At 34.0% G+C, this 26,850-nt stretch carries 25 protein-coding genes, 2 tRNA genes, 2 rRNA genes and 1 pseudogene; 7 read left to right on the top strand and 23 right to left on the bottom strand.

The genetic code is table 11. The features are described 5' to 3' along the window. Positions 1–598: 598 nt before the first annotated feature. The 3 genes and pseudogenes from FHP05_RS05775 to FHP05_RS05765 form a co-directional block, all read right to left on the bottom strand. Positions 599–2,110, bottom strand: coding sequence for a UvrD-helicase domain-containing protein (locus tag FHP05_RS05775; RefSeq protein WP_191126261.1), 1,512 nt, complete (start codon positions 2,108–2,110; stop codon positions 599–601). Beyond that, positions 2,103–3,884: an ATP-dependent nuclease gene (locus FHP05_RS05770; protein ID WP_147666300.1), complete on the bottom strand. Its 1,782-nt coding sequence runs from the start codon at positions 3,882–3,884 to the stop codon at positions 2,103–2,105. Before FHP05_RS05770 ends, FHP05_RS05775 begins: the two co-directional genes overlap by 8 nt. Positions 3,885–4,351: 467 nt before the next feature. Then, a pseudogene (locus FHP05_RS05765) lies at positions 4,352–6,151 on the bottom strand (DEAD/DEAH box helicase family protein); the annotation flags it as partial. Between the two features lie 25 nt (positions 6,152–6,176). Between FHP05_RS05765 and FHP05_RS15285 the strand changes: the two are divergent. Beyond that, on the top strand, positions 6,177–6,449 hold the full coding sequence (locus FHP05_RS15285) for a hypothetical protein (RefSeq protein ID WP_191126282.1): 273 nt from the start codon (positions 6,177–6,179) through the stop codon (positions 6,447–6,449). Between the two features lie 193 nt (positions 6,450–6,642). On the opposite strand, the gene FHP05_RS05755 is transcribed toward FHP05_RS15285, so the two are convergent. The 5 genes from FHP05_RS05755 to FHP05_RS05735 all read right to left on the bottom strand — a co-directional run bounded on the left by FHP05_RS05755 (position 6,643) and on the right by FHP05_RS05735 (position 10,207). Then, a complete protein-coding gene (locus FHP05_RS05755; RefSeq protein WP_147666299.1) occupies positions 6,643–7,389 on the bottom strand; it encodes a hypothetical protein in 747 nt (248 codons plus the stop codon). Position 7,390: 1 nt separating this feature from the next. Further along, positions 7,391–8,356, bottom strand: coding sequence for an MvdC/MvdD family ATP grasp protein (locus tag FHP05_RS05750; protein ID WP_191126260.1), 966 nt, complete (start codon positions 8,354–8,356; stop codon positions 7,391–7,393). Continuing rightward, positions 8,331–8,663 carry a hypothetical protein gene (locus tag FHP05_RS05745; RefSeq protein WP_147666297.1) on the bottom strand — a complete coding sequence of 111 codons (333 nt, stop codon included), beginning with the start codon at positions 8,661–8,663 and terminating at the stop codon, positions 8,331–8,333. The genes FHP05_RS05750 and FHP05_RS05745 overlap by 26 nt, the downstream gene beginning before the upstream one ends. A 92-nt stretch (positions 8,664–8,755) precedes the next feature. After that, positions 8,756–9,940, bottom strand: a complete 1,185-nt coding sequence (locus FHP05_RS05740) for a flagellin N-terminal helical domain-containing protein (protein ID WP_147666296.1) — start codon at positions 9,938–9,940, stop codon at positions 8,756–8,758. An 81-nt stretch (positions 9,941–10,021) separates the two neighbouring features. Next, positions 10,022–10,207 (bottom strand): carbon storage regulator, encoded by a 186-nt coding sequence (locus tag FHP05_RS05735; protein ID WP_147666295.1) that lies wholly within the window; start codon positions 10,205–10,207, stop codon positions 10,022–10,024. 263 nt (positions 10,208–10,470) lie between these two features. Here FHP05_RS05735 and FHP05_RS15280 point away from each other — a divergent pair, with 263 nt between their 5' ends. Together FHP05_RS15280 and FHP05_RS05730 are read left to right on the top strand one after the other, a co-directional pair. Continuing rightward, positions 10,471–10,608: a hypothetical protein gene (locus tag FHP05_RS15280; RefSeq protein ID WP_191126259.1), complete on the top strand. Its 138-nt coding sequence runs from the start codon at positions 10,471–10,473 to the stop codon at positions 10,606–10,608. Positions 10,609–11,031: 423 nt separating this feature from the next. After that, positions 11,032–12,066 carry a tyrosine-type recombinase/integrase gene (locus tag FHP05_RS05730; RefSeq protein WP_147666294.1) on the top strand — a complete coding sequence of 345 codons (1,035 nt, stop codon included), beginning with the start codon at positions 11,032–11,034 and terminating at the stop codon, positions 12,064–12,066. Positions 12,067–12,147: 81 nt separating this feature from the next. Here FHP05_RS05730 and groL read toward each other — a convergent pair whose 3' ends face one another. Together groL and groES are read right to left on the bottom strand one after the other, a co-directional pair. Further along, on the bottom strand, positions 12,148–13,770 hold the full coding sequence (gene groL / locus FHP05_RS05725) for a chaperonin GroEL (protein WP_147666293.1): 1,623 nt from the start codon (positions 13,768–13,770) through the stop codon (positions 12,148–12,150). Positions 13,771–13,839: 69 nt separating this feature from the next. Beyond that, a complete protein-coding gene (groES, locus tag FHP05_RS05720; protein WP_147666292.1) occupies positions 13,840–14,106 on the bottom strand; it encodes a co-chaperone GroES in 267 nt (88 codons plus the stop codon). 287 nt (positions 14,107–14,393) lie between these two features. Here groES and FHP05_RS05715 point away from each other — a divergent pair, with 287 nt between their 5' ends. Together FHP05_RS05715 and FHP05_RS05710 are read left to right on the top strand one after the other, a co-directional pair. Continuing rightward, positions 14,394–15,107 carry a CPBP family intramembrane glutamic endopeptidase gene (locus tag FHP05_RS05715; protein WP_147666291.1) on the top strand — a complete coding sequence of 238 codons (714 nt, stop codon included), beginning with the start codon at positions 14,394–14,396 and terminating at the stop codon, positions 15,105–15,107. A gap of 3 nt (positions 15,108–15,110) precedes the next feature. Continuing rightward, positions 15,111–15,314 (top strand): YdiK family protein, encoded by a 204-nt coding sequence (locus tag FHP05_RS05710; protein ID WP_147666290.1) that lies wholly within the window; start codon positions 15,111–15,113, stop codon positions 15,312–15,314. 8 nt (positions 15,315–15,322) lie between these two features. Here FHP05_RS05710 and FHP05_RS05705 read toward each other — a convergent pair whose 3' ends face one another. Both FHP05_RS05705 and moaC read right to left on the bottom strand, forming a co-directional pair. Next, positions 15,323–15,964, bottom strand: coding sequence for a redox-sensing transcriptional repressor Rex (locus tag FHP05_RS05705; protein ID WP_147666289.1), 642 nt, complete (start codon positions 15,962–15,964; stop codon positions 15,323–15,325). Between the two features lie 34 nt (positions 15,965–15,998). After that, the gene (moaC, locus tag FHP05_RS05700; RefSeq protein WP_147666288.1) at positions 15,999–16,487 is read right to left on the bottom strand and encodes a cyclic pyranopterin monophosphate synthase MoaC; all 489 of its coding nucleotides are present in this window, start codon (positions 16,485–16,487) and stop codon (positions 15,999–16,001) included. A 198-nt stretch (positions 16,488–16,685) separates the two neighbouring features. Between moaC and FHP05_RS05695 the strand changes: the two genes are divergently transcribed. After that, the gene (locus FHP05_RS05695) at positions 16,686–18,611 is read left to right on the top strand and encodes an ABC transporter ATP-binding protein (RefSeq protein ID WP_147666287.1); all 1,926 of its coding nucleotides are present in this window, start codon (positions 16,686–16,688) and stop codon (positions 18,609–18,611) included. 43 nt (positions 18,612–18,654) lie between these two features. Here FHP05_RS05695 and FHP05_RS05690 read toward each other — a convergent pair whose 3' ends face one another. From FHP05_RS05690 to FHP05_RS05660, 7 genes are all read right to left on the bottom strand, one after another. Next, on the bottom strand, positions 18,655–19,836 hold the full coding sequence (locus FHP05_RS05690) for an FtsW/RodA/SpoVE family cell cycle protein (protein WP_230973937.1): 1,182 nt from the start codon (positions 19,834–19,836) through the stop codon (positions 18,655–18,657). A gap of 379 nt (positions 19,837–20,215) precedes the next feature. Next, positions 20,216–21,226, bottom strand: coding sequence for a tRNA (adenosine(37)-N6)-threonylcarbamoyltransferase complex transferase subunit TsaD (tsaD, locus tag FHP05_RS05685; RefSeq protein ID WP_147666286.1), 1,011 nt, complete (start codon positions 21,224–21,226; stop codon positions 20,216–20,218). Then, positions 21,223–21,672 (bottom strand): ribosomal protein S18-alanine N-acetyltransferase, encoded by a 450-nt coding sequence (gene rimI / locus FHP05_RS05680; RefSeq protein ID WP_147666285.1) that lies wholly within the window; start codon positions 21,670–21,672, stop codon positions 21,223–21,225. Before rimI ends, tsaD begins: the two co-directional genes overlap by 4 nt. Then, positions 21,665–22,372 (bottom strand): tRNA (adenosine(37)-N6)-threonylcarbamoyltransferase complex dimerization subunit type 1 TsaB, encoded by a 708-nt coding sequence (gene tsaB, locus FHP05_RS05675; RefSeq protein ID WP_147666284.1) that lies wholly within the window; start codon positions 22,370–22,372, stop codon positions 21,665–21,667. Before tsaB ends, rimI begins: the two co-directional genes overlap by 8 nt. A 19-nt stretch (positions 22,373–22,391) precedes the next feature. Then, on the bottom strand, positions 22,392–22,856 hold the full coding sequence (tsaE, locus tag FHP05_RS05670; protein ID WP_147666283.1) for a tRNA (adenosine(37)-N6)-threonylcarbamoyltransferase complex ATPase subunit type 1 TsaE: 465 nt from the start codon (positions 22,854–22,856) through the stop codon (positions 22,392–22,394). A gap of 8 nt (positions 22,857–22,864) precedes the next feature. Beyond that, positions 22,865–23,833 carry a thiamine-phosphate kinase gene (gene thiL, locus FHP05_RS05665; protein WP_147666282.1) on the bottom strand — a complete coding sequence of 323 codons (969 nt, stop codon included), beginning with the start codon at positions 23,831–23,833 and terminating at the stop codon, positions 22,865–22,867. Positions 23,834–24,457: 624 nt separating this feature from the next. Then, complete coding sequence (locus FHP05_RS05660; protein ID WP_147666281.1) at positions 24,458–25,627, bottom strand: IS256 family transposase; 1,170 nt, start codon at positions 25,625–25,627, stop codon at positions 24,458–24,460. A gap of 38 nt (positions 25,628–25,665) precedes the next feature. Between FHP05_RS05660 and FHP05_RS05655 the strand changes: the two genes are divergently transcribed. Beyond that, entirely contained in the window at positions 25,666–26,103 is a 438-nt protein-coding gene (locus tag FHP05_RS05655; RefSeq protein WP_147666280.1) for a hypothetical protein, read from the top strand. Between the two features lie 199 nt (positions 26,104–26,302). Here the strand turns inward: FHP05_RS05655 and FHP05_RS05650 are convergent. The 4 genes from FHP05_RS05650 to FHP05_RS05635 form a co-directional block, all read right to left on the bottom strand. Beyond that, positions 26,303–26,379, bottom strand: a tRNA-Asp gene (locus FHP05_RS05650). Positions 26,380–26,405: 26 nt separating this feature from the next. Next, positions 26,406–26,482 (bottom strand) — tRNA-Met (locus tag FHP05_RS05645). Positions 26,483–26,500: 18 nt separating this feature from the next. Beyond that, a 5S ribosomal RNA gene (rrf, locus tag FHP05_RS05640) occupies positions 26,501–26,616 on the bottom strand. Between the two features lie 125 nt (positions 26,617–26,741). Further along, positions 26,742–26,850 (bottom strand): 23S ribosomal RNA (locus FHP05_RS05635); the annotation flags it as partial.

Genomic DNA, 26,850 nt, shown 5'->3' with positions numbered 1-26,850 from the left:
AAACAACACTCCTTTGATTAGATTAATTTTATTCTCAATCCCCCCTTTATCTTGATTGTGGTTTTTTTACAATTGTCCTATTCCTATAATTATTAAGAATTCCCCTGGCTCTATTATAATAACTTTTGAATGGTAAATTATTTAAAGGTATCTATTCTCACGTATAATAATATCAATAATCTAATAATTTTAAAAGGGGCACTAACATCTTGTTTGAAACAATGTCCAATAAAACCTCCAGTAATTATACGATAATTTTTCCTATTCCTTAACACGAAATAATAGCAAAAAAAGCCCACCTCCCATTATTCCGTTAAGAATAACGAGAAGTAGACTTCTTAATATACGTAAATTATGATATATACTGCTTCACAATAACAAGGGTATTACCTTACATCATTCCCGGCATGGAATGAAGATAAGTAGTATCGTTAACGTTATGTGGGTAAAGTGCGGTAGGGCAAGGTTTTGATGAATCAAAGGTGTGAGATTTTTAACTTCGAAAAACCGTTTTTACTTGATTGCGTTAGCAAAATGTTAGCATTTTGTTAACGCAATCCTCAATAAAACAGATTAATCTTAATCAAGTTGCCCGTTTTCATACTAGCTGTAATTCAGTGGAAACACCATATTCATTCAATATCGTTTCATATTTAGTGTTACTGATAATATGTAGGCTCTCTTTTGGTCTTGTAATTGCTACATAGTGATTTTGTTTTAAAAACTTCTTACTGTAGAAAAATGAATCCGCATTTATTAGAACATGATCAAATTCCAACCCTTTAGAAGTATGTATTGTTAATGCTACTCTTTTTGGTTTCTTTATTATAAAATTAACCTCATACTTTTCATCAAGTGTTTCAATAAACTTTTGTTTTTCTTCATCTAATAAAGTTCTATCAGTAATCTCTTCAACTAATTTTAATACTTTCTCTTGATCATCATACAAAGTTTCCTCAATCTCATAAGCTTTAGAAACAAATGACGTTTTCGCCTCAATAACCATTTCATCTAACATGCTATATATATTATAGGTTCCCCGATTAAAATATAACTTTAATACCGGTTCTAATACTTCATAGTTTGGATAACCAGAATCTAAAGGAGGATTATCTATAAAAACAAAATCGTGTTTTTCAAATGTATCTTTTTCTCTCTGCCATTGTGGTCTATTCGAAAACAAATAAGCAAAAGTATCGTCTGCTGAATTTGAATGTGAAATAAATTTATTAATGTTTTGATTAATGTTTTCAGAAAAGTAAAATTGAACTCTATTTTCTTTATAACTAATATTTAAATTTTCTTTTTCGAAAAAATTATAACTATAATCTACTATAGACATATGTGACCTGAAATTATGAGTTAGCTTATACTCTCTAAAGCCGTTGTCCTCCGTTAGACTCTCTATAAGCAAAGGATCTGCACCCCGAAAAGTATATAACATTTGCTTAATGTCCCCAACTAAAAATAAGTGTATTTCAAGCATATCTTTTAGATACATATACAATTCATGCATATCATTATCAACATCTTGATATTCATCGACCATTATAATAGGAAAACGAGCTTTCATGTACTTTCGTGCATTCCGTGATTTCTTTAAGATATTTAGTCCTAATTGGTAAACAAAATTAATTTTATTATCTTTAAAACTACCAATGACTAGTTGTGTTTTTATATTCTCTAAACCTTGATCAAAACTTTTAAACTTATAAGTTTCATTATAATTTTGTGTTAAATTTTCTCCTGTCGGATAATCTGCTCCATAAGCCTCTCTTAAAAATGGTTTAATTATCTCGCTTAGTATAAATGATTCTGTAGTAGATACTCTAAAGTGTTTATAATAATTACTTTTTTTCTTATCTGTAATCAAACTTTCATTCATTTTCTTTTGTATTTGTTCATTAACTTGCCTAGTCGCAAGTCTTGTAAAAGTAATCATTGCAATTTGCTGAAAAGGTTTGATAATTTTTCTATCAATAATTGAAAACGCTTTGTCTACTAACATCGTTGTCTTGCCAGACCCTGCACTAGCGGATATTACATAGTGAGGATGATTACTATTAAGTATTTCATCTCTTTCTGATTGATCAAAAATTCTATCAGTCAACTTCCTCAACTCCTAATAATACTTTTATACAAGAAAATCTCTCATCATCATATATCGCTTGTGCTGCCTCAGTAGTTAGATGTTCGTTAACAAATTCATTCATGTTTTTCTTTTTTGCCCTCTGTAAGTACTTAATGAAGTCCGCTTCTGTATAGCCTATTTTTTTAAGGTATTCATCAGGTAAACCCCTCACTAAATCCTCTTCTAGTTCTATTTCTGACAGAAAAACACCAGCTTTCTTCCATTTGTCTACTTTTTCCTTATACTTATTGAAAACCTTATGTTTAATACATCTTCTAGATTCTAAACATTTAAAGTCAAATGCTTTAGTAACTGGGTAGGTACGAGTCGAGTCACTCTTATCTTTATTTTCAATAATGTCATAGAAATTTTGACATCTATTTATTCCACTTAATAAAAACTCATCTACTCCTTTCACTTTTTGTATATCATTATCCGTCTTCACTATTGGCTTAATTCCTAAATTATTTAAGATTCGAATATAATCTTCAAATCCAATTCCTTCAATACTTAAAATAGTAGCTTTCTCAATAACGTTCATACTCACTTTTTCTGTTTCGGCTATCATACGTTCTATAATCGCTTCAAAAAGTATTTTTTCTGACATGCCTTCAACTAATAAAACTCTATCGTAAAACAATGCTTGTGCTAACATTTCGTTGTATGTTTTCCTAGTGTAATTATAATTTACTGGTACTTTGAAAAAAGTTGAGTTATTATGTATAGTATCTTCTTCAGACTTATAAATTCTAATCAATCTTACATCATTCATATAAGTGAACATATGCTCTGAGTGAGTTGTGATAAATAAATACGGATATGTTTCTTTACTAGTTTCAAATAAATGCCTAGAAACCATTTCCTGCATAGATGGGTGTAAACTATTTTCAATCTCCTCCATTAAAAAAATAGAAATTCTTTTATCTCCTTTTTCTTCTATCTTTAATTCCTCAATTAAGTTCGTAAGTGCATATGCTAATATTTTTTGTCTTCCATCTCCGGCAGTTGGATATAGATCATCTATCTCTGAAGATCCATCAATAATATAGGGAATAAGGTGATTGAAGATTCCATTAATTTCATGTTCGGATTTTAATGTTATTTCAATATCTTCTTCTTTGATTTCTTTATATCTTTCACTCAACTGAGCATTGATTTGCTGAACCCTTTCGTCTGTACTAATTGCCTTATTTAAGCTTTTTATAGCTTTTTTAATTTCATCCATTTTATCTGTTTTTGTTTCTTTGTATAAAAGATTTCTATGTTTTTTAAAAAGATCAGAGGGAGAAATATTTGGACTAACATAAACGATCTCAAAAATTCGGTCAAGATCTGTCACAATACCTCTTTGATCAATTAATTCTAGTTCGTCTAAATTACCACCCCACCTCAATACTGGATTTCCAATTTGTTCACTATCATCAAATTCAGCTTCTAACTGAATAAACAAAGAGCCTTCAGAAAAAGCTGTTGCTCCACCTACTCGCGCTCTAATAAATTTATTGTCATCACATTCTTTCTTAATATCTAATTCAATACATATTATAATTTTTTCATCTGTATTTCTTTTATGATAATCAGTAATATCAAATCCATTTTTCCTAATTGTTGGATCAAATAAAAAGCGTAATGCATATAGAAAGTTTGTCTTTCCAAAATCATTTCTACCAAAAACAATATTTTTATTATTTAATTCTAGGTCTATATCTTTGAAGTTACGAAAGTTTCGAATCCATATCTTTTTAAATTTCATAACGGCCTCCAATAAGTTTTGAAAAAGTAATAGCTAAAGAGAGATTAATACCTTTAATATCAAGCCATCCCGATTGGGGTTACTAGCCTATCAATAAGATATCAGGCAATACCTCCTGTTTTTTCATTAATTTGCAATCATCATTGTAATGAGTTTTCATATGTTTAATAAATGCTTCTATATTTAGATTATTGAATTTAAAATCCTAAGAATCAATTAAAACATCGGTAATAATATTGTCTACTGAATGTGGTTGAATATCATCACTAACGCAGTGGGGGACTGGACTTACCCTCCGTTAAACCTTTGCAACTATAATATTTCAGATTCATTTAACTAAGTGGTATAAAATGTAACGATTCAAATTCCGTGTCATTAGCCAAGTATAGATGTGGTATGCTACTGGGATTAGAACTATTGGATCATGCTCTACCTGCTGGTTTCTCGTTATACATTTAATCTTCCATTTATCTCATATTCCTTTCCACACTCAATCCCCTAAACGCTCGTCCCAGCGCAATCTCCCCAAGTTGCTTAATCGCCCCTCTACCATCATTCATCGTGTAGAATTTCACGCCTTTAATTCTCACATCTGCCGTTTCATCTTCAAAGATAATTTCTGCTTCATTTTCGTTAATGTATGTTAATAAATCTTCTTTCCATTGTTCTTCTTCGATATTTCGTCCTTTTGGCTCGATGAAAATCTGGATGAAGTAGTCGGCATTTTGTAGGTATAAAATAAAGTCTGGCTGGAAACCTGCAAGATTCACTTCATCATGCGCGCTTCCGAACTGGTGCAATTTCAACTTATTATTTTTGGCTGATTCACGATGCATATTTTCATCCACCCGAATTAAGTAAACATCCTCATATACTTCTTTTAACTCGGAAACTCTTTCGGCAATCCGATCAATTAATTGTTTTTCTGTTAAGTTAATAATCGCAGTATCATAGACATAATAATCTTCTTTTAACTCATAACGTTGAACAGTCTGTGGGTCTTGTAGTAGACTCATTCGTCCCGTATCATAATTCGGCACGCGTTTACGATAGTTTGCAATATATTCTTTGATCGGATAACCGATGAATTTACCCGTACCACGACGTTTACTGTAACCCGCTTTAATTTGCTTGGCAACTTCAGAAAAATATCGCTCAAGAATATTTAATTTCTCAGCTGGTGTTAGGATACTACTATCCATCGTACGCGGAATGGTCACGTAAATCGTTCGATTATAAATGTTTAACCAGTTTTTTTCTAGAAATTCTTCTCTTGATCTCAGTAATGGCAAATACCTTTTTAAATTAGAGAAATGATAGAATGATAAGCGATTCATGACTTTCTCGATATATCTTCTGTCGAATGTAAGTGCAACATTATAAACGTTTGTATAATCTTCTTGTACTTGTTCGTCTTTATAACTGACTTCTTTCAAGGCAGATATATATGGAATTATGACGTCTTCTTGTGTATCAATCCCATACTTTTCTAAAGAATCATAGTACTCATCATCTACTTCAATCGTTTCATTATAATATACCTTTCCATATTTCCACACATCTGTCCGTTTAAATGACGGTTTTACTTTTACATCAAGTAATGGATTTTTCTTATCTTCACCTGTTGGTAAATTCATCTCATCTAAGGCACTTACTAAGTTTTTCAAGTACTGTGGTTCATTGATCGTGTGATAATGAATCGTTTCTAAAATGAGACTATCTATACTATCATCGTCAAATCTTCTTGTGAATGAACGCTCATCATTTAATAAAAACGGATAATATCTCGCACCACGACCAATCAATTGTGCTTCTGACATTGTCGTTGCTTTCGTTCCTCTAACTTTTGGATCATCACTTAACCGAACAATATCGAATAAGTTTAAAACATCCCAACCTTCCGTAAGTCTTGCAACAGCAAAAATAACACGATAAAGGTTTGTCGGGCTTTCTAAACTATTCAATGCTTCATAATGTCCTTTTTCAAGAATGCCTGATTGACTTGAATCATTCGCATTAATAATTCGATTCGGTGCTAACTCTCGCTTTATATATCTAACAATGTCGGCTAGTTTTTCTTCATTTTCACGGTAATAGTCATGAGCAAGTGTTAACGTCTCACTATCATCCTCCGTAGCGATTTGTCCTTGTCTGTCTAAGAATGCTTTTAAAGATTCAACCGTTAAGTTTTCAATAATCTCGTTAAACTTTTCATGTGCTTCATTCGATGCAGCAATCCGCTGAGACTTAAACATAATAACGGGCTTTATATAAATTTAGAGTTTGATAGAGATGCAGAATAGTACATATTGGGGGAAACTATCGGCATCATCACCTTTTAGACCAAATGCATGTAAGATAACACTTATTAAAATCATTGATAAGAACCAGCTTTACTATAATTATTCGGAAATTGATGATGAAAATGTGCGTGATCTCATCAAAGGAAATAACTTACTTGCATTACACACGCTGAAAGAGAAATATGCAGGAAAAGTGAAGATGATTTATATTGATCCTCCTTATAATACAGATAGTTCAGCGAGTACATTTCTTTCAATATAATCACCTCTTTTTTTGAAAGAACTATGCTATAATTCTATAACTTAATTCTCAGAATGGTGCTGGAATTGCGTCAGTGATAAGCACTCAAAAACTCAATACCACAAACACTTTAGCTCTTTAAAGCAGTGGGGGGGCTGACCCAAAATCTATAGTAGCTGCTATTTATTTTCACGAAGCCCTTTTTTATAAAGCTTTATCTTTTTGACAGTTTATAGAATATTACCATAATGAGGAAATACAACAATACAATAGATGCTATTATTATACCTAATAGATGTTCTCTTATCGCTAGGTTGTTTAATACACTAAAGAAATCACTAAATACTATTTTATAGGAGAGAATATATCTTCCTAAAACCAGGATGGAAAATATTGAAACAAATACTACTACCCTTTTAAAATACTCTTGAGCCATAGTCATAAAGTCTACTTTTAGGTTAATTGTTTCAGAATTATTTCTTGTATAATTTAAAAGTGCAATTATCAATTTTTTCTTTTTATTTACATCGTTTTCCAGCATAAACCGTGGAAAGGAAAGTCTATAATAATTTTGTCGTTGTAAAGCTTTAAGAGAAAACCATATAGCTCTACATATATAAACTACTGATAATGTCATAAGAGAGATTAGTATTAACATGAAAAATGATGGAATAACAGAATTATTTAAAACTAGTTCTTTTGATAAGTAAATTAATATTGTTGCTGTAACCCCAAAAGTTCCAATAAAAATTGTGGATTTCGATTCTACATCCTGTTTTCTTGCTTCTTCACTCTCATAATATTTATTAGCATACTCTAACATTAAATCTAAATCCTCTTCTTCCCAATCAAAATCTTTCTCTTTTATTTGTAAAATATCCTGTTCTTGTAGGGGTTCTAGCAACGGCCATATAAGTTCGCGTATAATTGTAATTAACTCTTTAGACTTTTGTAACATCATACTAACCATTTTCCAACAGATTTACAATTTCTCTACTTAGTGGGAACTTTAACCTTTTTTCAATCCATGCCCATTGTCCGTTAGGATTTATTTCTAAAAATATATATTCACCCTTATCAGTATAAATTAAATCAATGGCCGAAAAATTTAATTTTAACTTATGAGTCAAATCAATGCACTTCCTTTCAATCCCAATTGGCAGTTTGTGTTCATAATGTTCAAGTGACATTATCCCCCTTCGCCAATCAATGGATGAATCTTCATATTTCTGTGAATGTATCTCTGCTGCAAACACTTTTTCACCAATCACTATCACCCTTATGTCAAATTCCTTTGGTGTGTTATTTTGAAGATATAATGGAAAAGATTCAAGACGAGCGGGATTATTAAAGTTTTCTTCATCGACCTTTGTTGTAAATATTGCTTTTGATCCTTCATCATTTGGCAAATATCCACTTTTAACAGGTTTAATAATACAATTTTTATCGTTTTCTTCATAAAATTTCACTATATTATTGTATTGATTTGATATTAATGAATTTGGAATACGAAAACCGACTTTCTTGGCTATTTGAAGCTGATAAATTTTATTCTCTGCCTCTCTTATTCTATAAACGTTATTCAGCCACTTTTTATTTTCTAACAGTTTATATATACCTTCTAGTATAAAATTTAGCTCACTTCTTAAATAATTTAATTCATAACTATTAATATTCTCAATAAAGTTAAGGTTATTTAATTGAGGTCTTCTATAATAGACTGAATTAAAATTTAATAGTGAAAATCTTTCTTCCTTTACCTTATCAAAAATTTCAAAGATATTGTTGTTAAAGTCAAAAAACACACTAACATTATTGGGTATATCTTCCGTATTTAATCTATAATATGGCATTTCTTTTCTTTGAAGTTCCTTAACTACAAAATCAACGGTAATATCATCTTTATTTGTTATAATTAAGACTCTCATCATCTCGTTCTCTTTCTACAAATGTTTTTGTTTCTAATTCTAGTAATAGACTTTCTTCGTCATCTCTTTCTCTTTTTACCTCTGTTTTCGTGAACAATTCACTATAGTAAAAGTCTTCATCGTCTCGTTCTCTTTCCACTTTGGTTTTTGTAACCATTTCATTAGTGTTTCTATTTAAGTCAATAAAGAGATTTATAGTCGGTCCTCCTTTTACAACATTCATATCCAAACTGTAATCATAATTAAACTTTTTCGTATCTTCTCCAATCCTGCAAATGGCATTATCTAAAATTATTGGTCTGTTCATTATTTTCTCCCCAATCTAATAACAGCTATATTTTTCTATAATATAAAGAGAGACCCTAGCAAAGCTAGAGTCCCCTTATAAGTTCATTTAAATTAACGTAATAACTGTAATACTCCCTGTGGAGTTTGGTTTGCTTGAGCTAGCATGGCTTGAGCAGCTTGTGTTAAGATGTTGTTCTTAGTGAAGTCCATCATCTCTTTAGCCATATCAACGTCTCTAATACGTGATTCTGCAGCTGTTAAGTTTTCAGCTGAAGCACCAAGGTTGTTGATTGTATGCTCTAAACGGTTTTGATATGCACCGAGTTTAGAACGCTCAGCAGAAACTTTTTCAATAGCATTATTCACTGCAGTAATAGTTGAGTCTGCATCAGATTGAGTTAGGATTCCACCTGAAGTTGCTGCATTCTCACCTTCAACCTCTACTTTCAATGAACTGATTGCAGCACCTGTTGTTACTTCTAAATCCTCATCTTTACTTACAGCAGTTAAATTATCTGAATCAGCACCTTGGGAGAACTCCTTAGCTGAAACTAAATCGATAGAATTATCGTCATTTAAAACAGCTTTTACTCCTGTACCAGATAATTGACTATTAACCTCTGCAAGAACCGCGTCTCCGTTAGCAAAGTCACCATCAATAGTTACTGTTACTGCTTCACCTTCACCAACTTGAACTGCAAATGACTTTGCTGTTCCCGCATCACCTGAATCAAAGTCAGCTGTCGCATCTGAAATAACTCCAGCTTCTAAATAACCACCTTTTGCAGTAGCTTCACCAATGGTGCTAGTTCCCATATTTCCAATTGCAAGATCAATACTTTGTCCTTCATTAGCTCCGATATGGAACTTACCTTTGAAACTGCCATCTAATAGTCCTTTGGTGTTGAACTCAGTATTATTTGAAATACGGTCAATTTCTTCAATAAGTTGGTTAAACTCTTTTTGTAGTTCCTTACGATCAACTTCATTATTTGTATCGTTTGAACTTTGCACTGCAAGCTCGCGCATTCTTTGAAGAATTGAATGGGTTTCGTTTAAAGCACCTTCTGCAGTTTGGATTAGAGAAATACCATCTTGCGCATTCTTAGTCGCCATTTCCAATCCACGAATCTGTCCACGCATTTTCTCAGAGATCGCAAGACCAGCAGCGTCATCTCCTGCACGGTTAATCTTAAGTCCAGAAGAAAGCTTTTCTAGTGAACCTTGTACTGCATTGTTGTTTGCACCTAACTGACGATGTGTGTTAAGTGCTGAAATATTGTGATTAATAATCATAATTAATCTACCTCCGTGTGATTTTGTTTTACTAGCAAGACCTATCCTTGTGAAATGCTAGTTATATATAATATCTCCTATTTAGGAGTTATTACCGTTATAAATCTCTCCACGAACAATTTTAAATTCTTGTGGAGCATTGATGCGAAGCTGTGTAAAATTACTCAGCTTTTCATCTCGTTTTACTACTTCTATTTCAATCTCTCTTCCCTGAGCATCTATGATGTAGATTTTTTCTCCAGGTTTTCTACCTAACGTGAGTGCCATAGATTTCATCCTCCTTGATGCCTACATTACTAATATCGGATGGTATCAGAAAATGTTTAATCCTTTTCGAGAATAATTTTCTCTAACCTTTACTTAACGTATAGGCCTTGATATCCATCCTATTTCATGCCTACATCTTTAATATCGGCTGACAGTGAAAAATATTTAATCACTCTTTTTGAAAAAAGTTTACGTTTACTTTTAAAATAGCGGATTTTGTCGTTTAAACTATTTAAAATTTGAAAGAGGTGAATAAAAACAGCATGTCATCCAATACAAGATATAAAGAAAAAACGCCATTAAATGTTGGCGCGTTATTAAAGGTATGTGAGCAATATGGCATATCAGAAGAAGTTATTTCTCATTTTGTTGTTTTAAAAGGGGAGCATTCCAATGAATAAGATTTTACTGGATTTGAGATTAATAGGAAGTAGCACGAGACCAATTGTTGTGAAACGAAAAAGCAAAATTGAATCTAGCAAAGAATTAAACTTTCAACCGGCATTGGATATTCCACAAGATTCAACTAGTACTAGTAAGTAGAAGGAATAAAATGATGTCCTCCTGTTCATAATGATAAAAAATGAACAGGAGGGGATATGATGACAAAGCCGAAGATAAATCAACATTCAATACAGTGAAGAGATGCCGCGGGAATCTGCCATTCTATTTTATAGAATAATAGAAAGAATGATTATTGAGTCGCTGCCTGATGACCCGCATCTAACTGGATTATTTTTACAAAATTCACTTGAGGAATTTTCTGACCAAAAGGAAAGAGACTAAATGCAACATAATATTAGTAAGCTAACAAAGCTAATGAATTGTTATCCGAAATCAAACAAGGAACATTTGTTGAGGAAAAGAAGACGTTATTTAAAGACTTTGCACCAAAATGGTTGAAGCTATACGGTAACAGAGGGAACTTAAAGCCCGGAACAATCCGTGTAAGACGGCATGAAATTGATAAACTGCTGCCCTACTTTGCATATATTAAGATGAAAGACGTCACAACTAACATGTATCAAGAAGCTTTAGACGATCTTATCGGGAAGTATGCTTATAACACCGTAAAAGGCATTAACCGTACGGGAAGAATGATTTTCAAAAAAGCAATTGAATTAGAAGTCATCAAAAGAGATCCAACAGAATTTACTTCGATCAAGAAACCAATGAAAACAATTGAAGAGTTGGAAGAAAATCAAATCCCAAAGTATATGGAAAAAGAAGAATTATATTTATTTTTAGAAACAGCGAAGAAACAAGGTTTGGAAATGGATTATCTAGCTTTCTTAATCCTTTCTTATACGGGAATGCGTATTGGTGAGTTAGTTTGTCTGAAATGGAACGATATCAACTTTAAGGAAAACAGCATCAGAATTATTAAAACGTATTACAATGAAAAGAATAATACCGTTGAATTTTCATTAGAACTACCAAAAACCCAAGGATCCATTCGAACAATTGTTGTAGAGGACATGATTATGGAAGAACTCAAAAAACACAGAACAGCTCAGAAGAAAGTGATTAAACGTCTAGGTGATGCTTACTATAATGAGGGCTTTATATTCGGGAAATCGGAAAGACATCCGGGATATCCAATGCTTATTAAAACAGTAGCAAATCGTATGAAACGCCTTTTAAAAACCGCGGGACTGAACCAAGAATTAACACCACATTCTCTAAGACATACTCATACCTCCCTACTTGCCGAAGCGGGGGTTGGATTAGAGGAAATTATGGATAGGCTAGGTCATGTAGAAGATGAAACAACTAGGCTTATCTATCTTCATGTAACCGAAGAATTAAAAAGAGAGGCTTCTCAAAAGTTTGGACAACTCATGAGAAGCCTACATTAATATTTCTTATGTTAGCAAAATGTTAGCATTTTGCTAACCGCCTACATAAAACCCTTATGTATCAAGGGTTCAAGAGACTTATTACATCATTCCCGGCATTCCGCCACCCATATCAGGCATTGCAGGTACTTCTTCTTCTGGAATATCTGCTACAACTGCTTCTGTTGTTAGGAACATTGCTGCAACAGATGCTGCGTTTTGTAGTGCAGAACGAGTTACTTTTGTTGGGTCTACAACACCATCATCAATCATGTTTACCCACTCGCCAGTAGCTGCGTTAAATCCAACACCTACTTTTTCATTTTTCAAGCGATCTACGATAATAGAGCCTTCTAACCCAGCATTAAATGCGATTTGACGAACTGGCTCTTCTAGTGCACGAAGAACGATACTTGCACCTGTTTGCTCATCACCATCTAGTTCTAAATCAGCAACTTTTCCGTATACGTTCACAAGGGCTGTTCCTCCACCGGAAACAATTCCTTCTTCTACTGCTGCACGTGTTGCGTTTAACGCATCTTCAATACGAAGTTTACGTTCTTTTAGTTCTGTTTCTGTTGCTGCACCTACTTTAATAACAGCAACACCACCAGCTAATTTAGCAAGACGTTCTTGCAGTTTCTCTTTATCGAATTCAGAAGTGGATTCTTCTGCTTGTGCGCGAATTTGAGACACACGAGAAGAAATAGCTGCAGCGTCTCCTGCACCTTCTACAATTGTTGTATCTTCTTTTGTAACAACAACTTTAGAAGCACGGCCTAGTTGTTCGATTGTTGCTGATTTTAAATCTAAGCCAAGATCTTCTGTGATTACTTGTCCACCAGTTAGAATTGCAATATCTTCTAACATTGCTTTTCGACGGTCACCAAATCCAGGAGCTTTTACAGCAACTGCATTAAATGTTCCACGTAGTTTATTCACAACTAGTGTAGCAAGTGCTTCACCTTCAACATCTTCAGCAATTAGAAGTAATGGTTTACCTTGTTGAACAACTTGTTCTAGCACTGGTAATACTTCTTGGATATTGCTAATTTTCTTATCTGTAATTAAAATATATGGATCTTCTAGAACTGCTTCCATTTTATCCTGGTCTGTTACCATATATGGGGAAGCATATCCACGATCAAATTGCATTCCTTCTACAACTTCTAATTCTGTTGTGAATCCTTTTGATTCTTCAATTGTAATGACACCATCATTACCAACACGTTCCATTGCTTCTGCAATTAGACTTCCAACTTCTGTATCATCAGAAGAAACAGTTGCAACTTGAGCAATGGAGTCTTTTCCTTCAATTGGTTTAGAAATGGATTTTAATTCAGTTACAGCTGCTACTACAGCTTTTTCAATTCCGCGGCGAACACCAACAGGGTTTGCACCTGCAGTAACGTTTTTCAAGCCTTCACGAATTAATGCTTGAGCTAATACTGTTGCAGTTGTTGTACCATCACCAGCAACATCATTTGTTTTAGCCGCTACTTCTGATACAAGTTGTGCACCCATATTTTCAAAACGGTCTTCGAATTCCATCTCTTTTGCAATCGTTACCCCATCATTTGTAATTAATGGAGAACCAAATTTTTTATCTAAAACAACATTACGTCCTTTTGGTCCAAGAGTAACTTTAACAGCATCTGCTAGTTTATCGACACCACGCATAAGTGAGTGACGAGCGTCCTCTGAAAATTTAATTTCCTTTGCCATATAAAATGCCCTCCTTAAATTTCACTTCAAAAGTATGTTCATCTATCATTAGTTATGACTAGTTATGACTTAGCCAATTACAGCTAATATATCGTTTTCACGAAGAATTAAGTATTCCTTGCCTTCATATTTCACTTCTGTACCAGCAAATTTAGAAAAAATAATAAGGTCCCCTTCTTTTACTTCTTCTACTTTGTTTTTACCAGTACCTACCGCAACAACTTTACCTTCTTGTGGTTTTTCTTGTGCAGAATCAGGTAAAACAATTCCGCTTGCTGTTTTCTCTTCTTGTTCTACGAGTTCGATAACTACTCGATCCCCTAGTGGTTTAATCATGTAGACAACCTCCTTAATTCCTTTTCCATTATTTTTTTCATTTATTAGCACTCACTTGTATCGAGTGCTAATACCAAATATTATAATAATTAATTTATGCAAAAAATGCAAGTAATTTAACTGGATGATTTACTGTCATTTTATTTATTTTCCCGTATATTTTATTTTCCCATACAACATATACTATTATAAGAGGGATGTAAAATATGTTAAAATACAGAAGTTAATTATCATACGATTTTTAATCATATGTTACAATAGATTGCATTAAAAGGAGTTGTTATCTTTTGCCAAAACGTTATTGGTGGGTCATTATTACATATATTATTATGCAGTTTTCTAGTATACTTATTGTACCTTTCCTCTATTATGTATTCCAAGTAGATCTAGTTAAAACATCTATTTATTACAGTGTTTTTAGCTTTATTGTGGGTTTAATCATTGTTCTATTACTCATGAAACCAGATATGCAGAAAGTGCCTCATCGTAATGCATCTCCATGGGGAATAGCTATTCTATGGTCTGTTGTCGGTGTGTTTATGGCGTTTTCAGCACAGTTTATCGCTGTCGCTATTGAGATGGAAGTTTTTGGAATAAAACCTGGATCAGAAAATACAAAACAAATTATGGATATATCCCGTAACTTCCCAATATTTATTCTTATTCCAGCAATCCTTGCACCAATATTAGAGGAAATTATTTTCAGGAAAATCATTTTTGGTTCATTGTACAAACGGACGAACTTTCTAATTGCAGCACTAGGATCAGCCTTTATTTTTGGTATCATTCACGGAGAACCAGAACATATTCTTATCTACGCTTCTATGGGATTAGTTTTTGCTTTTCTATATGTACAAACAAAGCGAATTATGGTACCAATTATTGTACATATGGCGATGAATAGTATTACCGTTATTAATCAATTCAATTTAACACCCGAACAGATAGAAGAGATGGAAAGACAAATTAATCAGTTACAAATGATTTTTATTGGAGGCTAATATATGCGTAACTTAAAAACACAAGCAGTTATTTATGCCATCATGGGAGTTCTATTCTTATATTTTGCAATTCAACGTGCAAACGAGATAGGAACCATTTGGAATTGGCAAACGTTAATTTTTGCCGGAGTGGCCACATTAGACTTTGGACTTAGTATAAAATTTATTCGAATCCATTTACATCATAAAAACAACAAAAAGGAGTAGATTTAAATCTACTCCTTTTTATCTTCTAATGGATAATGTTTTAAGAAATACACAAGTGCTTGTAATTCTACTGCCAAGTCAATATGATGTACCCTAACATGACTTGGTACAGTAATTCGTGCAGGTGTAAAATTTAAGATTCCCTCTACACCAATTTTAACCAAACGCTCTGTCATGACTTCTGCTTCACTTGCCGGAATCGTTAAAATAACAACTTTAATACCTGGTAATCTTTCTTCTAGTTCATCAATATGAAAAATTGGTACCCCACCAATTTCCGTTCCGATTTTTGTGCCGGCCGTATCAAAGGCTTTTACAATTTTTGTGTTATTATTTTTCAGAAAGTTATATTTTAAAAAGGCTGTACCTAGATTACCAACACCAATTAAAGCAACCTCTGTCAACTCATCTTGATCCAATGTTTCTCTAAAGAAATTAAGAAGATATTCCACATTATACCCATACCCTTTTTTACCTAGGGCACCGAAATAGGAGAAGTCCCTTCTAATTGTGGCAGAATCAACTTTCACTGCTTCACTTAATTCCTTTGATGACACACGTGTTTTTTCTTGGTGTTGTAAATTATTTAAATATCGATAATATAATGGCAACCGTTTTGCTGTCGCCTGTGGTATTTTACTTTTTACCATGTATTTCTTCCCCCTTTCGAAAATGCATCATAACCTATTTATCATTTCGGGAATAGTCGCCGGATTTCCCACCGGATTTCTCCAATAAATATGTTTGGCCAATAACCATTCCTTTATCCAATGCCTTACACATATCATAAACAGTAAGAGCCGTAGCTGAAGCTGCTGTTAATGCTTCCATCTCTACACCTGTATTTCCTTTCGTCTTTACAAATGTCGTAATTTGTAACTCATAGGTTTCTTCTACTATATTCCATTCAAACGAAATATCTACCCCTTGAAGGCTCAAAGGATGACACATCGGAATCCAGTCTGATGTATTTTTAGCAGCCATAATCCCTGCTATTTGTGCAACAGAAAGAACATCCCCTTTAGCAATTGAGTGATTATTTATTTTTTCATAGATTTCTTTTGTTACGAAAATACTAGAACGAGCAACAGCATTTCGCTGTGTTGATTTCTTATTACTAATATCAACCATTTTTGCGCGCCCTTCTTCATTGAAATGTGTGAAATCGGACATACCATTCACTCCCCAAATTCTTATCCAGATTAAATATATATATCAACAATATTATTTGTCCACAATTATATATACTATATCTATTCTATCAGATAAATAGCAAGTTTTCGTGATTACTTTCACAAAACCATTGCTTGCCACATTCCTTATAAGATACACTAAAGATATACTTGATTTGTTAAAGAGGGATAAATAAAAATGATGATGATGCAATTAACTGGCATATCGAAATACTTTGGGGCTGATCAAGTATTTGAGAATGTCAAGCTTGAAATAAAAGATAAAGATCGAATTGCTATTGTTGGAAGAAATGGTAGTGGTAAATCAACTCTTCTAAAAATCATAGCAGGTATATCTTCCTATGATACCGGTGAAATCCATAAACGAAAAAATATAACGATTGGTTATTTATCACAACATACTGGACTACAATCAGATAAAACTATTTTTAATGAAATGTTGGAAGTCTTTGAACACCTTATCCAAAAGGAGAAAGAATTACGCCAATTAGAACAAAAAATGAGTGAGGCTAATTCTGCTACAGAAAACCTCCTCCAAACATATGACCAACTTCAGCATGATTTTAAACAACAAGGTGGATATGTATATGAAGCAGAAATTCGCTCTGTTTTAAATGGGTTACGTTTCCATGATTATGAAGACAATACACCAATACATCAATTAAGTGGTGGACAAAAAACACGTTTAGCACTAGGAAAATTATTATTAAAAAAACCTGATCTACTCATTTTAGATGAACCAACAAACCATCTAGATATTGATACACTTTCCTGGTTGGAAGGGTATTTAGCAGGCTATCCTGGTGCAATTGTTATTGTTTCACATGACAGGTACTTTTTAGATAAAACAGTCCATATTGTTTATGAAATATCACGTAAAAAAATGCATAAATATCATGGTACCTATTCTAAATATCTTGAACTACGTGAAAAAGAGTTGGAATTAGCCCAAAAAGAATATGACAAACAACAAACTGAAATAAAACAAATGGAAGATTTTATTCAGAAAAATATTGTCCGTGCTTCCACTACAAAGCGAGCTCAGAGTCGTCGGAAGCAGCTTGAAAAAATGGAAAGAATGGAACAGCCATTAGGAGATGAAGCCTCTGCTTCGTTTACCTTTCAAATAGGTAAAAAAAGTGGAAATGATGTCTTAAAGGTTCGTGATTTATCCTTTCAATATCACAATACAGAAAATACTTTATTTAAAAATATTGCAATGGAAGTGAATCGAAAGGACCGAATTGCAATTGTCGGTCCTAATGGAATTGGTAAAACAACCCTTTTAAAATTAATTGTTGGAAAGCTCTCTCCCCATAAAGGTTCTATTCAATTCGGGACAAATGTACAAATCGGCTACTATGACCAAGAACTACAAGAACTATCGACAAATAAAACAGTCCTTGATGAGCTATGGGATGACTATCCCATGACAAATGAAAAAGATATCCGGACTGTTTTAGGAAACTTCCTTTTCAGTGGAGATGACGTACTAAAACCTGTCCAAACGTTAAGTGGTGGAGAAAAGGCTAGACTTGCCCTAGCAAAACTGCATATGCAAAAAGCAAATCTACTCATTTTAGATGAACCGACAAACCATTTAGATATTGATAGTAAGGAAGTATTAGAAAATGCTCTACTACATTATCCAGGCACCATTATTTTTGTCTCACATGATAGATATTTTATTAACAAAATTGCAACACAAGTAATCGAAATAGAAGCTAATGGTGCGACCACCTATCTAGGTGATTATGACTATTATGTAGAGAAAAAGCAGGAACAAGAGGAACTTCAAGCGTTAAACGAACAAAAACAGACTCAAAAAGTAAAAGAGCCTACAAAACAAAGTTTTCAAGAAGAGAAAAAAAGACAAAGTGAAATCCGAAAAATAAAACGGCAAATTCTTAAAATAGAGGAAGAACTTGAAACACTTGAAATGGAAGAAAATAAACTAGAATTAACAATGGCAGAACCTGCTGTTTATCAGGATCATGAGAAAGCACATGAATTAATGCAGGAAACGGAAGAAATAAAGCAAAAAATGCAATTCTTAATGGAGGAATGGGAAAAGTTGGAGGAAGAACTCATCACATTGACATAATAGAGAAAATAAAAAAGTTGCTCACATCTGTGGGCAACTTTTTCTATTTAAATAGATATTCATCCTGAATAGATTGTTCCACCGCTACTCGATAAATTAGGCCAAAGCCTATCATTGTAGCTAGTATCGAGCTTCCTCCATAACTTAAAAGTAATAATGGAATTCCCGTAATTGGCATAACACCAACGATCATGCCAATGTTTTGAAAGGTGTGGATAAATATTAAACTTAAGTATCCAAAACAAATATATGCACCAAATTTAGAATGTTCATATGTTTTTAATCCCAACATTAACAAACGATACAACAAGATAAAGTACAATAAAATTACTAAGGAACTTCCTACAAAGCCAAACGTTTCTCCGATAATCGAATAGATAAAATCAGAGTGAGCTTCTGGGATATATACTTCCAAATTCCCAATTCCTTTTCCAAATAATTGACCAGATCCTAGTGCCATAATTGATAAGTCAAATTGATAGGTATCACTATCCTGGTAAGTCGGATCAAACCAATTTAAAACACGATCAATTTGGTATTGCTCAAAGCCTAATATATCCTGTGACAATTCTGGAAAGGTAACAATAATCCAAAATGTCCCGGCTATAACTGCCGTTCCCCCCAAAATCAATGTGAAAATGATTTTCCAATTAATTCCGGACACAAGAATCATTACTCCAGCAATAAACACATAGACCATAGACGAACCAAAATCAGCTTCCTGACTAATGAATGCAATTGGTAAAAGTAAAATCCCAATAATTTTACCTAATAACATAATATCTGACTTAATGGTTGCTAATTCATATTTTTCCTTGTGTTTACTAATGGTTGCAGCCAAAAATAGGATAAAAGCAATCTTCCCAAATTCTGATGGTTGAATCGATAAAGGTAGACCTTTTGGATTAAACCAACTTTTTGCTCCTTTTACTGGCTCTGCAATACTTGCTGGACTAATAAATAGGGCAAATAATAATATTACACTAAAGGCATATATATATGGACTTGCTTTTTTTAATTGATCTAGATCGGGAAACTGAAGCATGACCACAAAGCCAATTCCTATGGTATACCAGACGGCTTGCTTCAATACGAAATTTTTACCGGCATATTGTTCCATATGTTCAGCACTAAAAATCCCTAATAAACTAATACTTATAAAAAGGATAAGAATAATTATTAAATCATATTGCATATAATGCGAATGTTTCTTAGACAATTTCATTCACCATTACTCTCTAATATCAGGTTCTTTTCTAAATCATTATAACATATCCTGTATGATATAGGGATCCTATTTTATGTCTACAAAAGTGAATTTTTAATCAACTGAAATTTAACAGATAGTTAACCTGCTAAAGAAATTTCTTAAAAAGTAGACCACATCTTTTTATCAACAGACAATTTCCTTTATGTGAATAATATCCACAAGTCATACCTTCATAAAAGCCTGATTTAATCAGATATCAACAAAGTTATGCACATTATCCACGATATTTCATTTATCCAATAGTATTTTCATCCACATTTTAAAGATTGTTATATCAATATTCAAGGCACTTATCCACATTTATGTGAATAAGTGCCTTGATATCTGTGTATATCTATTTAAGTGGTAGAGCTGGGTTCGCATTCAATGCTAAATCGGACCTTTTTCCTTGCTGATAACTAATTGTGCCGGCTGCTGCAATCATTGCTGCATTATCTGTGCATAACTCGAGTGGGGGTGTTAGTAAGGGGATACTAGTATTAGAAAACCTTTTTTCTAATTCCATCCTTAATCCCTTATTTGCAGCAACACCACCAGCTACAATAACTTGTTTTACTTTAAATTCTTCCGCGGCTTGATATGTTTTTTCTGTCAACACTTCAATAACACTTGCCTGAAAGCTTGCTGCAATATCTTCCTTGTTTAATGTTTCCTGACGTTGTTTCGCATTATGGATTTTATTAATAACAGCAGATTTTAACCCACTAAAACTAAAATCATAACTACCCTTTTCAAGCCATGCTCTCGGAAAATCAATTGTTTCCTCTCCTACTGCTGCTAAACGATCAATGTGTGGGCCACCTGGATATGGGAGATTTAACATACGAGCAACTTTATCAAAGGCCTCTCCAGCTGCATCATCACGGGTTTGGCCAATTCTTTCATAACGCCCATGCTCTTTCATTAAAACCAATTCCGTGTGACCGCCAGAAACGATCAATGCTAGTAGTGGAAACTGAAATTCCGCAAGCAAACGATTTGCATATATATGTCCAGCAATATGATGAACACCAATTAATGGTTTTTGTTTTGCAAATGCTAATGCCTTAGCTGTGCTCACCCCGATAAGAAGTGCTCCAACTAAACCTGGGCCTTCTGTAACGGCAATCGCATCAATATCATCCCAATCAAGTTGGGCTTTCTCAAAAGCCTCTTCCAATACAAGCGTTATTTGTTCTACATGGTGACGAGAAGCAATTTCCGGAACAACCCCTCCAAATCGTTTATGACTCTCTATTTGGGATGCGACAACATTTGAGATAATTTCTCGGCCATTTTTCACAATGGCGACTGCTGTCTCATCACAACTTGTTTCAATTCCTAAAATAAAACAATCTTTTTTCATGATAAATTCACCCACATTACAATCGCATCTTCCTGATTGTTTTTATAATAATTTTTCCGAATTCCACCTGGAACTAAGCCAAACTTTTGATACATTCGTTGAGCCGCTATATTGGATACACGGACCTCTAATGATAAACGTCTTACTCCTAATTGAATAGCCTGTTTCACAGCAAAATCAAATAACTTTTCGCCTAATTTTCTACCACGATATGCTGGTAGAATAGCAATATTTGTAATTTGAGCATCATCCATAACAATCCAAAGGCCAACATAGCCAATATATTTTTCATCCATAAGCATCACATAATAGTGTGCAAAAGAGTTTTTTACAATTTCTTGATAAAGGATATCTTTAGACCAAGGATCAGGGAATGATGCTGCTTCTACTTCTAAAATAGGTTCAATATCTGTTTCTTCCATTTTGCGAATGACTAGTTTATCCATTGTTTTCTCTTTCCTCTTGTGCTTGTTTCCATTTTGCCTCTGCCTCTGCCATTCGTAAATAATTCGGTGTTAATACATGAGGAGATACTGCAGCATGATGTTCTCCTGCGAAGGCAAGATCAGAAGCTTTAGCAATATGAAATGAATCTTCTGGAATAATTGCCAACTGGCCCATTTTTTCCTTTATCAACTCTTTATATTGCCCAATATCCGGACTTAGAAAAAGAACTTCTTTATTTTGCTTTACAAGGATATCAAGCCAATCAGTCATTAATATATTCGTTTCCTCTAACGTTTTGCTCATTTTATTTTGATTCCATTCATAACCACCGATATAAACCATACCACGTCTGGCGTCGAAAAATGGACAAATAAGCCCATTATAGAAGCGAGTTTGATATGCTAGGCTTTCTAAACTAGAAACACCTATAAGTGGTACATTCAGTGCCCACGCAAGTGTTTTAGCGGTTGTTAATCCAATTCTGACACCTGTATATGATCCAGGCCCTTTTGCTACCACAATTTTCTCTAATTGATTCGACTCCACGCCTACTTCTTCCATTAATAAATCAATCGCAGGCATTAAACGGACAGAATGATTCTTTTTTAAATTCGTAATAAATTCACCAATGACTGTCCTATTTTTTAAAATAGCAACAGCTAAAACATTATTTGATGTGTCCATAGCTAGTGTATACATGTTCCATAACTCCTTACAATTACAAATTGCGAGATAATTGATCTACTATTGCTTCATAATGTTTACCAGACGCTTTAAATGATAGTATACGTCCCCCATCTTTAGCATAAAGAAATGTAATGGTCAATAATTGTTTCGGAAGATAGTCTTCAATAAAATGTGCCCATTCCACTATAGTAATACCATCCCCATAGAAGTATTCATCAAAGCCAATATCTTCATCTGAACCCTCTAATCGGTACACATCCATATGATATAATGGAAGCTTTCCTCCCATATATTCTTTAATAATTGTAAATGTTGGACTACTAATTATTTCCTTGATTCCTAATCCTTTGGCTATTCCTTTTGTAAAGGTTGTTTTCCCTGCACCTAAATCTCCTTCCAAAGTAATAACATCACCACGGTTTAACATGGAAGCTAATCGTGCAGCAATTTCTTTTGTTTCTGTTTCATTGTTTGTTTTCTTTTTAAAGGTTACCATATTTTCACCTACTTTAAATGTGTATACCCATTTTTATCTAATTTTACTTTTCTTCCTTGTTTATGTACATAAACATTTCCGGCATCCATCTCTGTGCTTGTAACAAATCCAACCTCTGTTACTTGTGTATTTGTTCGGTCAGCAGCCATCTTTACAAGTGGCCATTCTTCCTTCGCTACAGAACCCAAAATCTCAAAATCTTCTCCACCAAAATATTTCCATTTGTGTTGTAATTCTTTTGGGAACTGAGAGAATTCCTTTGAAACGGGGATTTTTTGTTCTTCTAAATGAATAGAAACATCTGAAGCCTGTGCAATTTCAATTGCTTCATTCGCAATCCCATCACTAATATCATTTAATGTAACCCGTGGAATTTGCTGTAACTCTTTGACAAAAGATAAACACGGTGAAGGCATCCGATGTCTTTTTATAAAATAAGATTGATTTTTATATTCTCCTGGTTCGGATAAAACATGTAGACCTGCACATGAGTCTCCTAATGTTCCTGTTACAAAAACAACATCTCCCTGTACTGCTGTATGTCGAAAACGCACTTTTTCCTTCTGACAATAGCCAAATACAGTAATAGAGATAGTTAACTGCTTTCCTGAAACCGTGTCCCCACCAATTAAGTCCATTTGATAAAAGTCAGCTAATTCTTTCATTCCTTGGAAAATCTCCTTTAATTCAGAATCAGACCATGACTTTGGAATAACAATCCCAACCAAATAAAATGCAGGATCAGCCCCCATCGCTGCTAAATCACTCAGATTAGCAGCAAGAGCTCTATAACCTATATGAAAGGCATTCATCGTTTCTCTCTTAAAATGCACACCTTCTACAAAGATATCTACCGCTGTAACAAGATCATTAGCTGATGATCGGATAACCGCAGCATCATCACCAATTCCTTTTATTAATGTCGATTGCTTATAATAACTTGGTTTAATTGCATCTATGAATGAAAACTCATCCACTATACTCACCCATTCTCATTAATCAACCTAAAAATAGTCGTTCCCTCAATAATTTACCTATTAATATCATAATATGTTGTAAATGAATAAGCAAAAATATATTTAGTGAATAGAAACAAAAAATATTAAAAAGAGCACGGGATTTTAATTAAGCTTCTAACTTAGATTAGATAATATAAAATAAATTTTAGGGGAGTCTGGTGCTCTGGGCACGATTGTGCTTTATTCATTACCTGTTTCTGGATTATCTGGAGTTCCGGGTACGATTACTCTCTATTCATTACCTGTTTCTGGATTATCTGGAGTTCCGGGCACGATTACAGTCAAGTCTCTTATTCTGTGTAAATTCCATTTCAATGTTTTAACCAAATAATAAGAAATATGATAATAAAAAGGAATATAATCAGCCACAGCGGAGCTGCTTGCCATTGCTGGTAGTGTCCGAAACTTAGTGTTCGATGGAAGGGGGCGGGGCCCCACCATCGAATGCTTAGATTCGATTTGTCCGTGTTACCATAAAAAGCAGGTGAGCCTTATAGGCTTTATTTCTGCCGAACCTGCGAGTAATTCAAAACACGGACAAAAACTACCTGCAATGGTGGCGTGTATGATATACCATTCATATTAAAATTGAATGTATTTTTTGTTGCCTGTATCTAGTGTTTCTTCGTAATCCATTAAGACTGCACCAATTAAACGAAATGCGGATTGTTGATTAGGAAAAATACGAACAACTCTTTCCCGTCGTCTAATTTCCGAATTAATTCGCTCTAGTACATTTGTAGTCCGAATATGCTTATGGGTACTTTGGGGTTCTACGTAATATTGAATGGCATCTTCGAATCCCTCATCCAATTTTTCAATAGCTTTATGATATTTGGAATTACCTTCGTATGTTGTAATAAACTCTTCTTTTAATTCCCGAGATATTTTACTATTAGGAGCCCTAAATATACTTTTTACTAGTTCTCGTGCGTCTTGTGAGTTCTTTTTTGGCATAACATCTAAGATATTTTTAATGAAGTGAACTGTGCAACGTTGCCAAGTAGAACCAACAAATTTTTCCATTATCGCAACTTTAAGACCTTGATGGGCATCAGAAATTACTAGGCGTGGGGATTTTAATCCACGGGAAATAAGGTACTCAAAGAACTTAATCCAATTCTCTTTTGACTCGGCATGATCAATTCTTAAACCAATGATTTCACGCTTTCCCTTATCATTAACACCTAATGCGATATAGACAGCTTTAGAAACAACTCTCTCATATTCCCTGATTTTAATATACATGGCGTCCACATAGATATAACGATAGTTATTAGTGTTTAATGGTTGACTGGACCACTCATTTACGATGGGATCAAGTTTTTTAGTTAGATTCGATACTAGAGATTTGGAAACTTGTTTACCACATAATTGTTCTACAATATTTGTTACCTTACGTGTGGAAACACCATTTATTACCATTTCAGTCATCGAGAGTAGTAACGCTTGGTCACACCGTTGATATTTTTCAAAGATACTGGTAGAGAACTCTCCACTTCGAGTTCGTGGTACTTTTAAATTGATTGTTCCTATATTAAGAATCATTTCCCTCTCATAGTATCCATTCCTGTAATCATGCCTGTTTTCTGTTCTATCGTATGATTGATTTTTCATGTAGTCATCACGTTCTTTTTCCATGAATTCATTTAAAATAACGACTATTGAAGATTTAATTACTTCATTCAGATCAGACCTTACAACTTCCCCTTTGATTTTATCGAAATCTAATGTAAAATTAATTTGAGTCATTTCCAATTCCTCCTGACAATATTTTTGGGTTAAAAACATTGTACCAGGAATTGGGGTGGCTCATTCTCTTTTTACACAATTATATAGACTTAATCACGATTACTCTCTATTCATTACCTGTTTCTGGATTATCTGGAGTTCCGGGCACGATTACTCTCTATTCATTACCTGTTTCTAGATTATCTGGTGTTTTGGGCACGATTACTCTCTATTCATTACCTGTTTCTGGATTATCTGGAGTTCCAGGCACGATTACTCTCTATTCATTACCTGTTTCTGGATTATCTGGAGTTCCGGGCACGATTACTCTCTATTCATTACCTGTTTCTGGATTATCTGGAGTTCCGGGCACGATTACTCTCTATTCATTACCTGTTTCTGGATTATCTGGAGTTCCGGGTACGATTACTCTCTATTCATTACCTGTTTCTAGATTATCTGGTGTTTTGGGCACGATTACTCTCTATTCAAATTAAACTAAAGCCTGTTAAAACAAAGCAAGATACAAAACATAAAGAAAAACACTCCAAAGTAGCACAATAATACTTTGGAGTGTGATCAAATAATTATATATTTATCGACCAAAACCCATCACCAATATCATTTGACAAAGAACCAAAAAACACATGCATTCCTTATGGAATCATGTGTGTAATTATGTATATTAAATATTAATGGCGGTCCGGACGGGACTCGAACCCGCGACCTCCTGCGTGACAGGCAGGCATTCTAACCAACTGAACTACCGGACCGTTTATTATGTATTTATAAATTAATTTGGTTGCGGGGGCAGGATTTGAACCTGCGGCCTCCGGGTTATGAGCCCGACGAGCTGCCAGACTGCTCCACCCCGCGATATAATAAAATTTTCTTGCCTGGCAACGTCCTACTCTTGCAGGGGCTATGCCCCAACTACCATCGGCGCTGAAGAGCTTAACTTCTGTGTTCGGTATGGGAACAGGTGTGACCTCTTCGCCTTCATCACCAGACAAGTATTATTTTTAAAGACAAGATATATTATACGCATTTCTATCAAAAAATGCAAGTCTTTTTTTAAAAAAGTTATACCTTGAAAACCAAATAAGAAGTGTACCATTTATCAATAACAATGTATCTAGTCAAGTCCTCGATCAATTAGTATCCGTCAGCTCCACGTGTCACCACGCTTCCACCTCGGACCTATCAACCTCATCGTCTCTGAGGGATCTTACTCACTCGAAGTG

This window comes from Cerasibacillus terrae, assembly GCF_008039555.1.
Lineage (GTDB): Bacteria > Bacillota > Bacilli > Bacillales > Amphibacillaceae > Cerasibacillus > Cerasibacillus terrae.
The sequence above is the reverse complement of the archived record's forward strand: the minus strand, read 5'-3'. Positions and strand labels throughout refer to the sequence as shown.

Excerpts from the sequence above, each read along its gene's own strand:
- FHP05_RS05770 (WP_147666300.1), bottom strand. The coding sequence starts at position 3,884 with ATGAAATTTAAAAAGATATGGATTCGAAACTTTCGTAACTTCAAAGAT.
- FHP05_RS15285 (WP_191126282.1), top strand. The coding sequence starts at position 6,177 with ATGCAGAATAGTACATATTGGGGGAAACTATCGGCATCATCACCTTTT.
- FHP05_RS05755 (WP_147666299.1), bottom strand. The coding sequence starts at position 7,389 with ATGATGTTACAAAAGTCTAAAGAGTTAATTACAATTATACGCGAACTT.
- FHP05_RS05750 (WP_191126260.1), bottom strand. The coding sequence starts at position 8,356 with ATGAGAGTCTTAATTATAACAAATAAAGATGATATTACCGTTGATTTT.
- FHP05_RS05745 (WP_147666297.1), bottom strand. The coding sequence starts at position 8,663 with ATGAACAGACCAATAATTTTAGATAATGCCATTTGCAGGATTGGAGAA.
- FHP05_RS05740 (WP_147666296.1), bottom strand. The coding sequence starts at position 9,940 with ATGATTATTAATCACAATATTTCAGCACTTAACACACATCGTCAGTTA.
- FHP05_RS05735 (WP_147666295.1), bottom strand. The coding sequence starts at position 10,207 with ATGGCACTCACGTTAGGTAGAAAACCTGGAGAAAAAATCTACATCATA.
- FHP05_RS15280 (WP_191126259.1), top strand. The coding sequence starts at position 10,471 with ATGTCATCCAATACAAGATATAAAGAAAAAACGCCATTAAATGTTGGC.
- groL (WP_147666293.1), bottom strand. The coding sequence starts at position 13,770 with ATGGCAAAGGAAATTAAATTTTCAGAGGACGCTCGTCACTCACTTATG.
- groES (WP_147666292.1), bottom strand. The coding sequence starts at position 14,106 with ATGATTAAACCACTAGGGGATCGAGTAGTTATCGAACTCGTAGAACAA.
- FHP05_RS05710 (WP_147666290.1), top strand. The coding sequence starts at position 15,111 with ATGCGTAACTTAAAAACACAAGCAGTTATTTATGCCATCATGGGAGTT.
- FHP05_RS05705 (WP_147666289.1), bottom strand. The coding sequence starts at position 15,964 with ATGGTAAAAAGTAAAATACCACAGGCGACAGCAAAACGGTTGCCATTA.
- moaC (WP_147666288.1), bottom strand. The coding sequence starts at position 16,487 with ATGTCCGATTTCACACATTTCAATGAAGAAGGGCGCGCAAAAATGGTT.
- FHP05_RS05695 (WP_147666287.1), top strand. The coding sequence starts at position 16,686 with ATGATGATGATGCAATTAACTGGCATATCGAAATACTTTGGGGCTGAT.
- FHP05_RS05690 (WP_230973937.1), bottom strand. The coding sequence starts at position 19,836 with ATGAAATTGTCTAAGAAACATTCGCATTATATGCAATATGATTTAATA.
- tsaD (WP_147666286.1), bottom strand. The coding sequence starts at position 21,226 with ATGAAAAAAGATTGTTTTATTTTAGGAATTGAAACAAGTTGTGATGAG.
- rimI (WP_147666285.1), bottom strand. The coding sequence starts at position 21,672 with ATGGATAAACTAGTCATTCGCAAAATGGAAGAAACAGATATTGAACCT.
- tsaB (WP_147666284.1), bottom strand. The coding sequence starts at position 22,372 with ATGTATACACTAGCTATGGACACATCAAATAATGTTTTAGCTGTTGCT.
- tsaE (WP_147666283.1), bottom strand. The coding sequence starts at position 22,856 with ATGGTAACCTTTAAAAAGAAAACAAACAATGAAACAGAAACAAAAGAA.
- FHP05_RS05660 (WP_147666281.1), bottom strand. The coding sequence starts at position 25,627 with ATGACTCAAATTAATTTTACATTAGATTTCGATAAAATCAAAGGGGAA.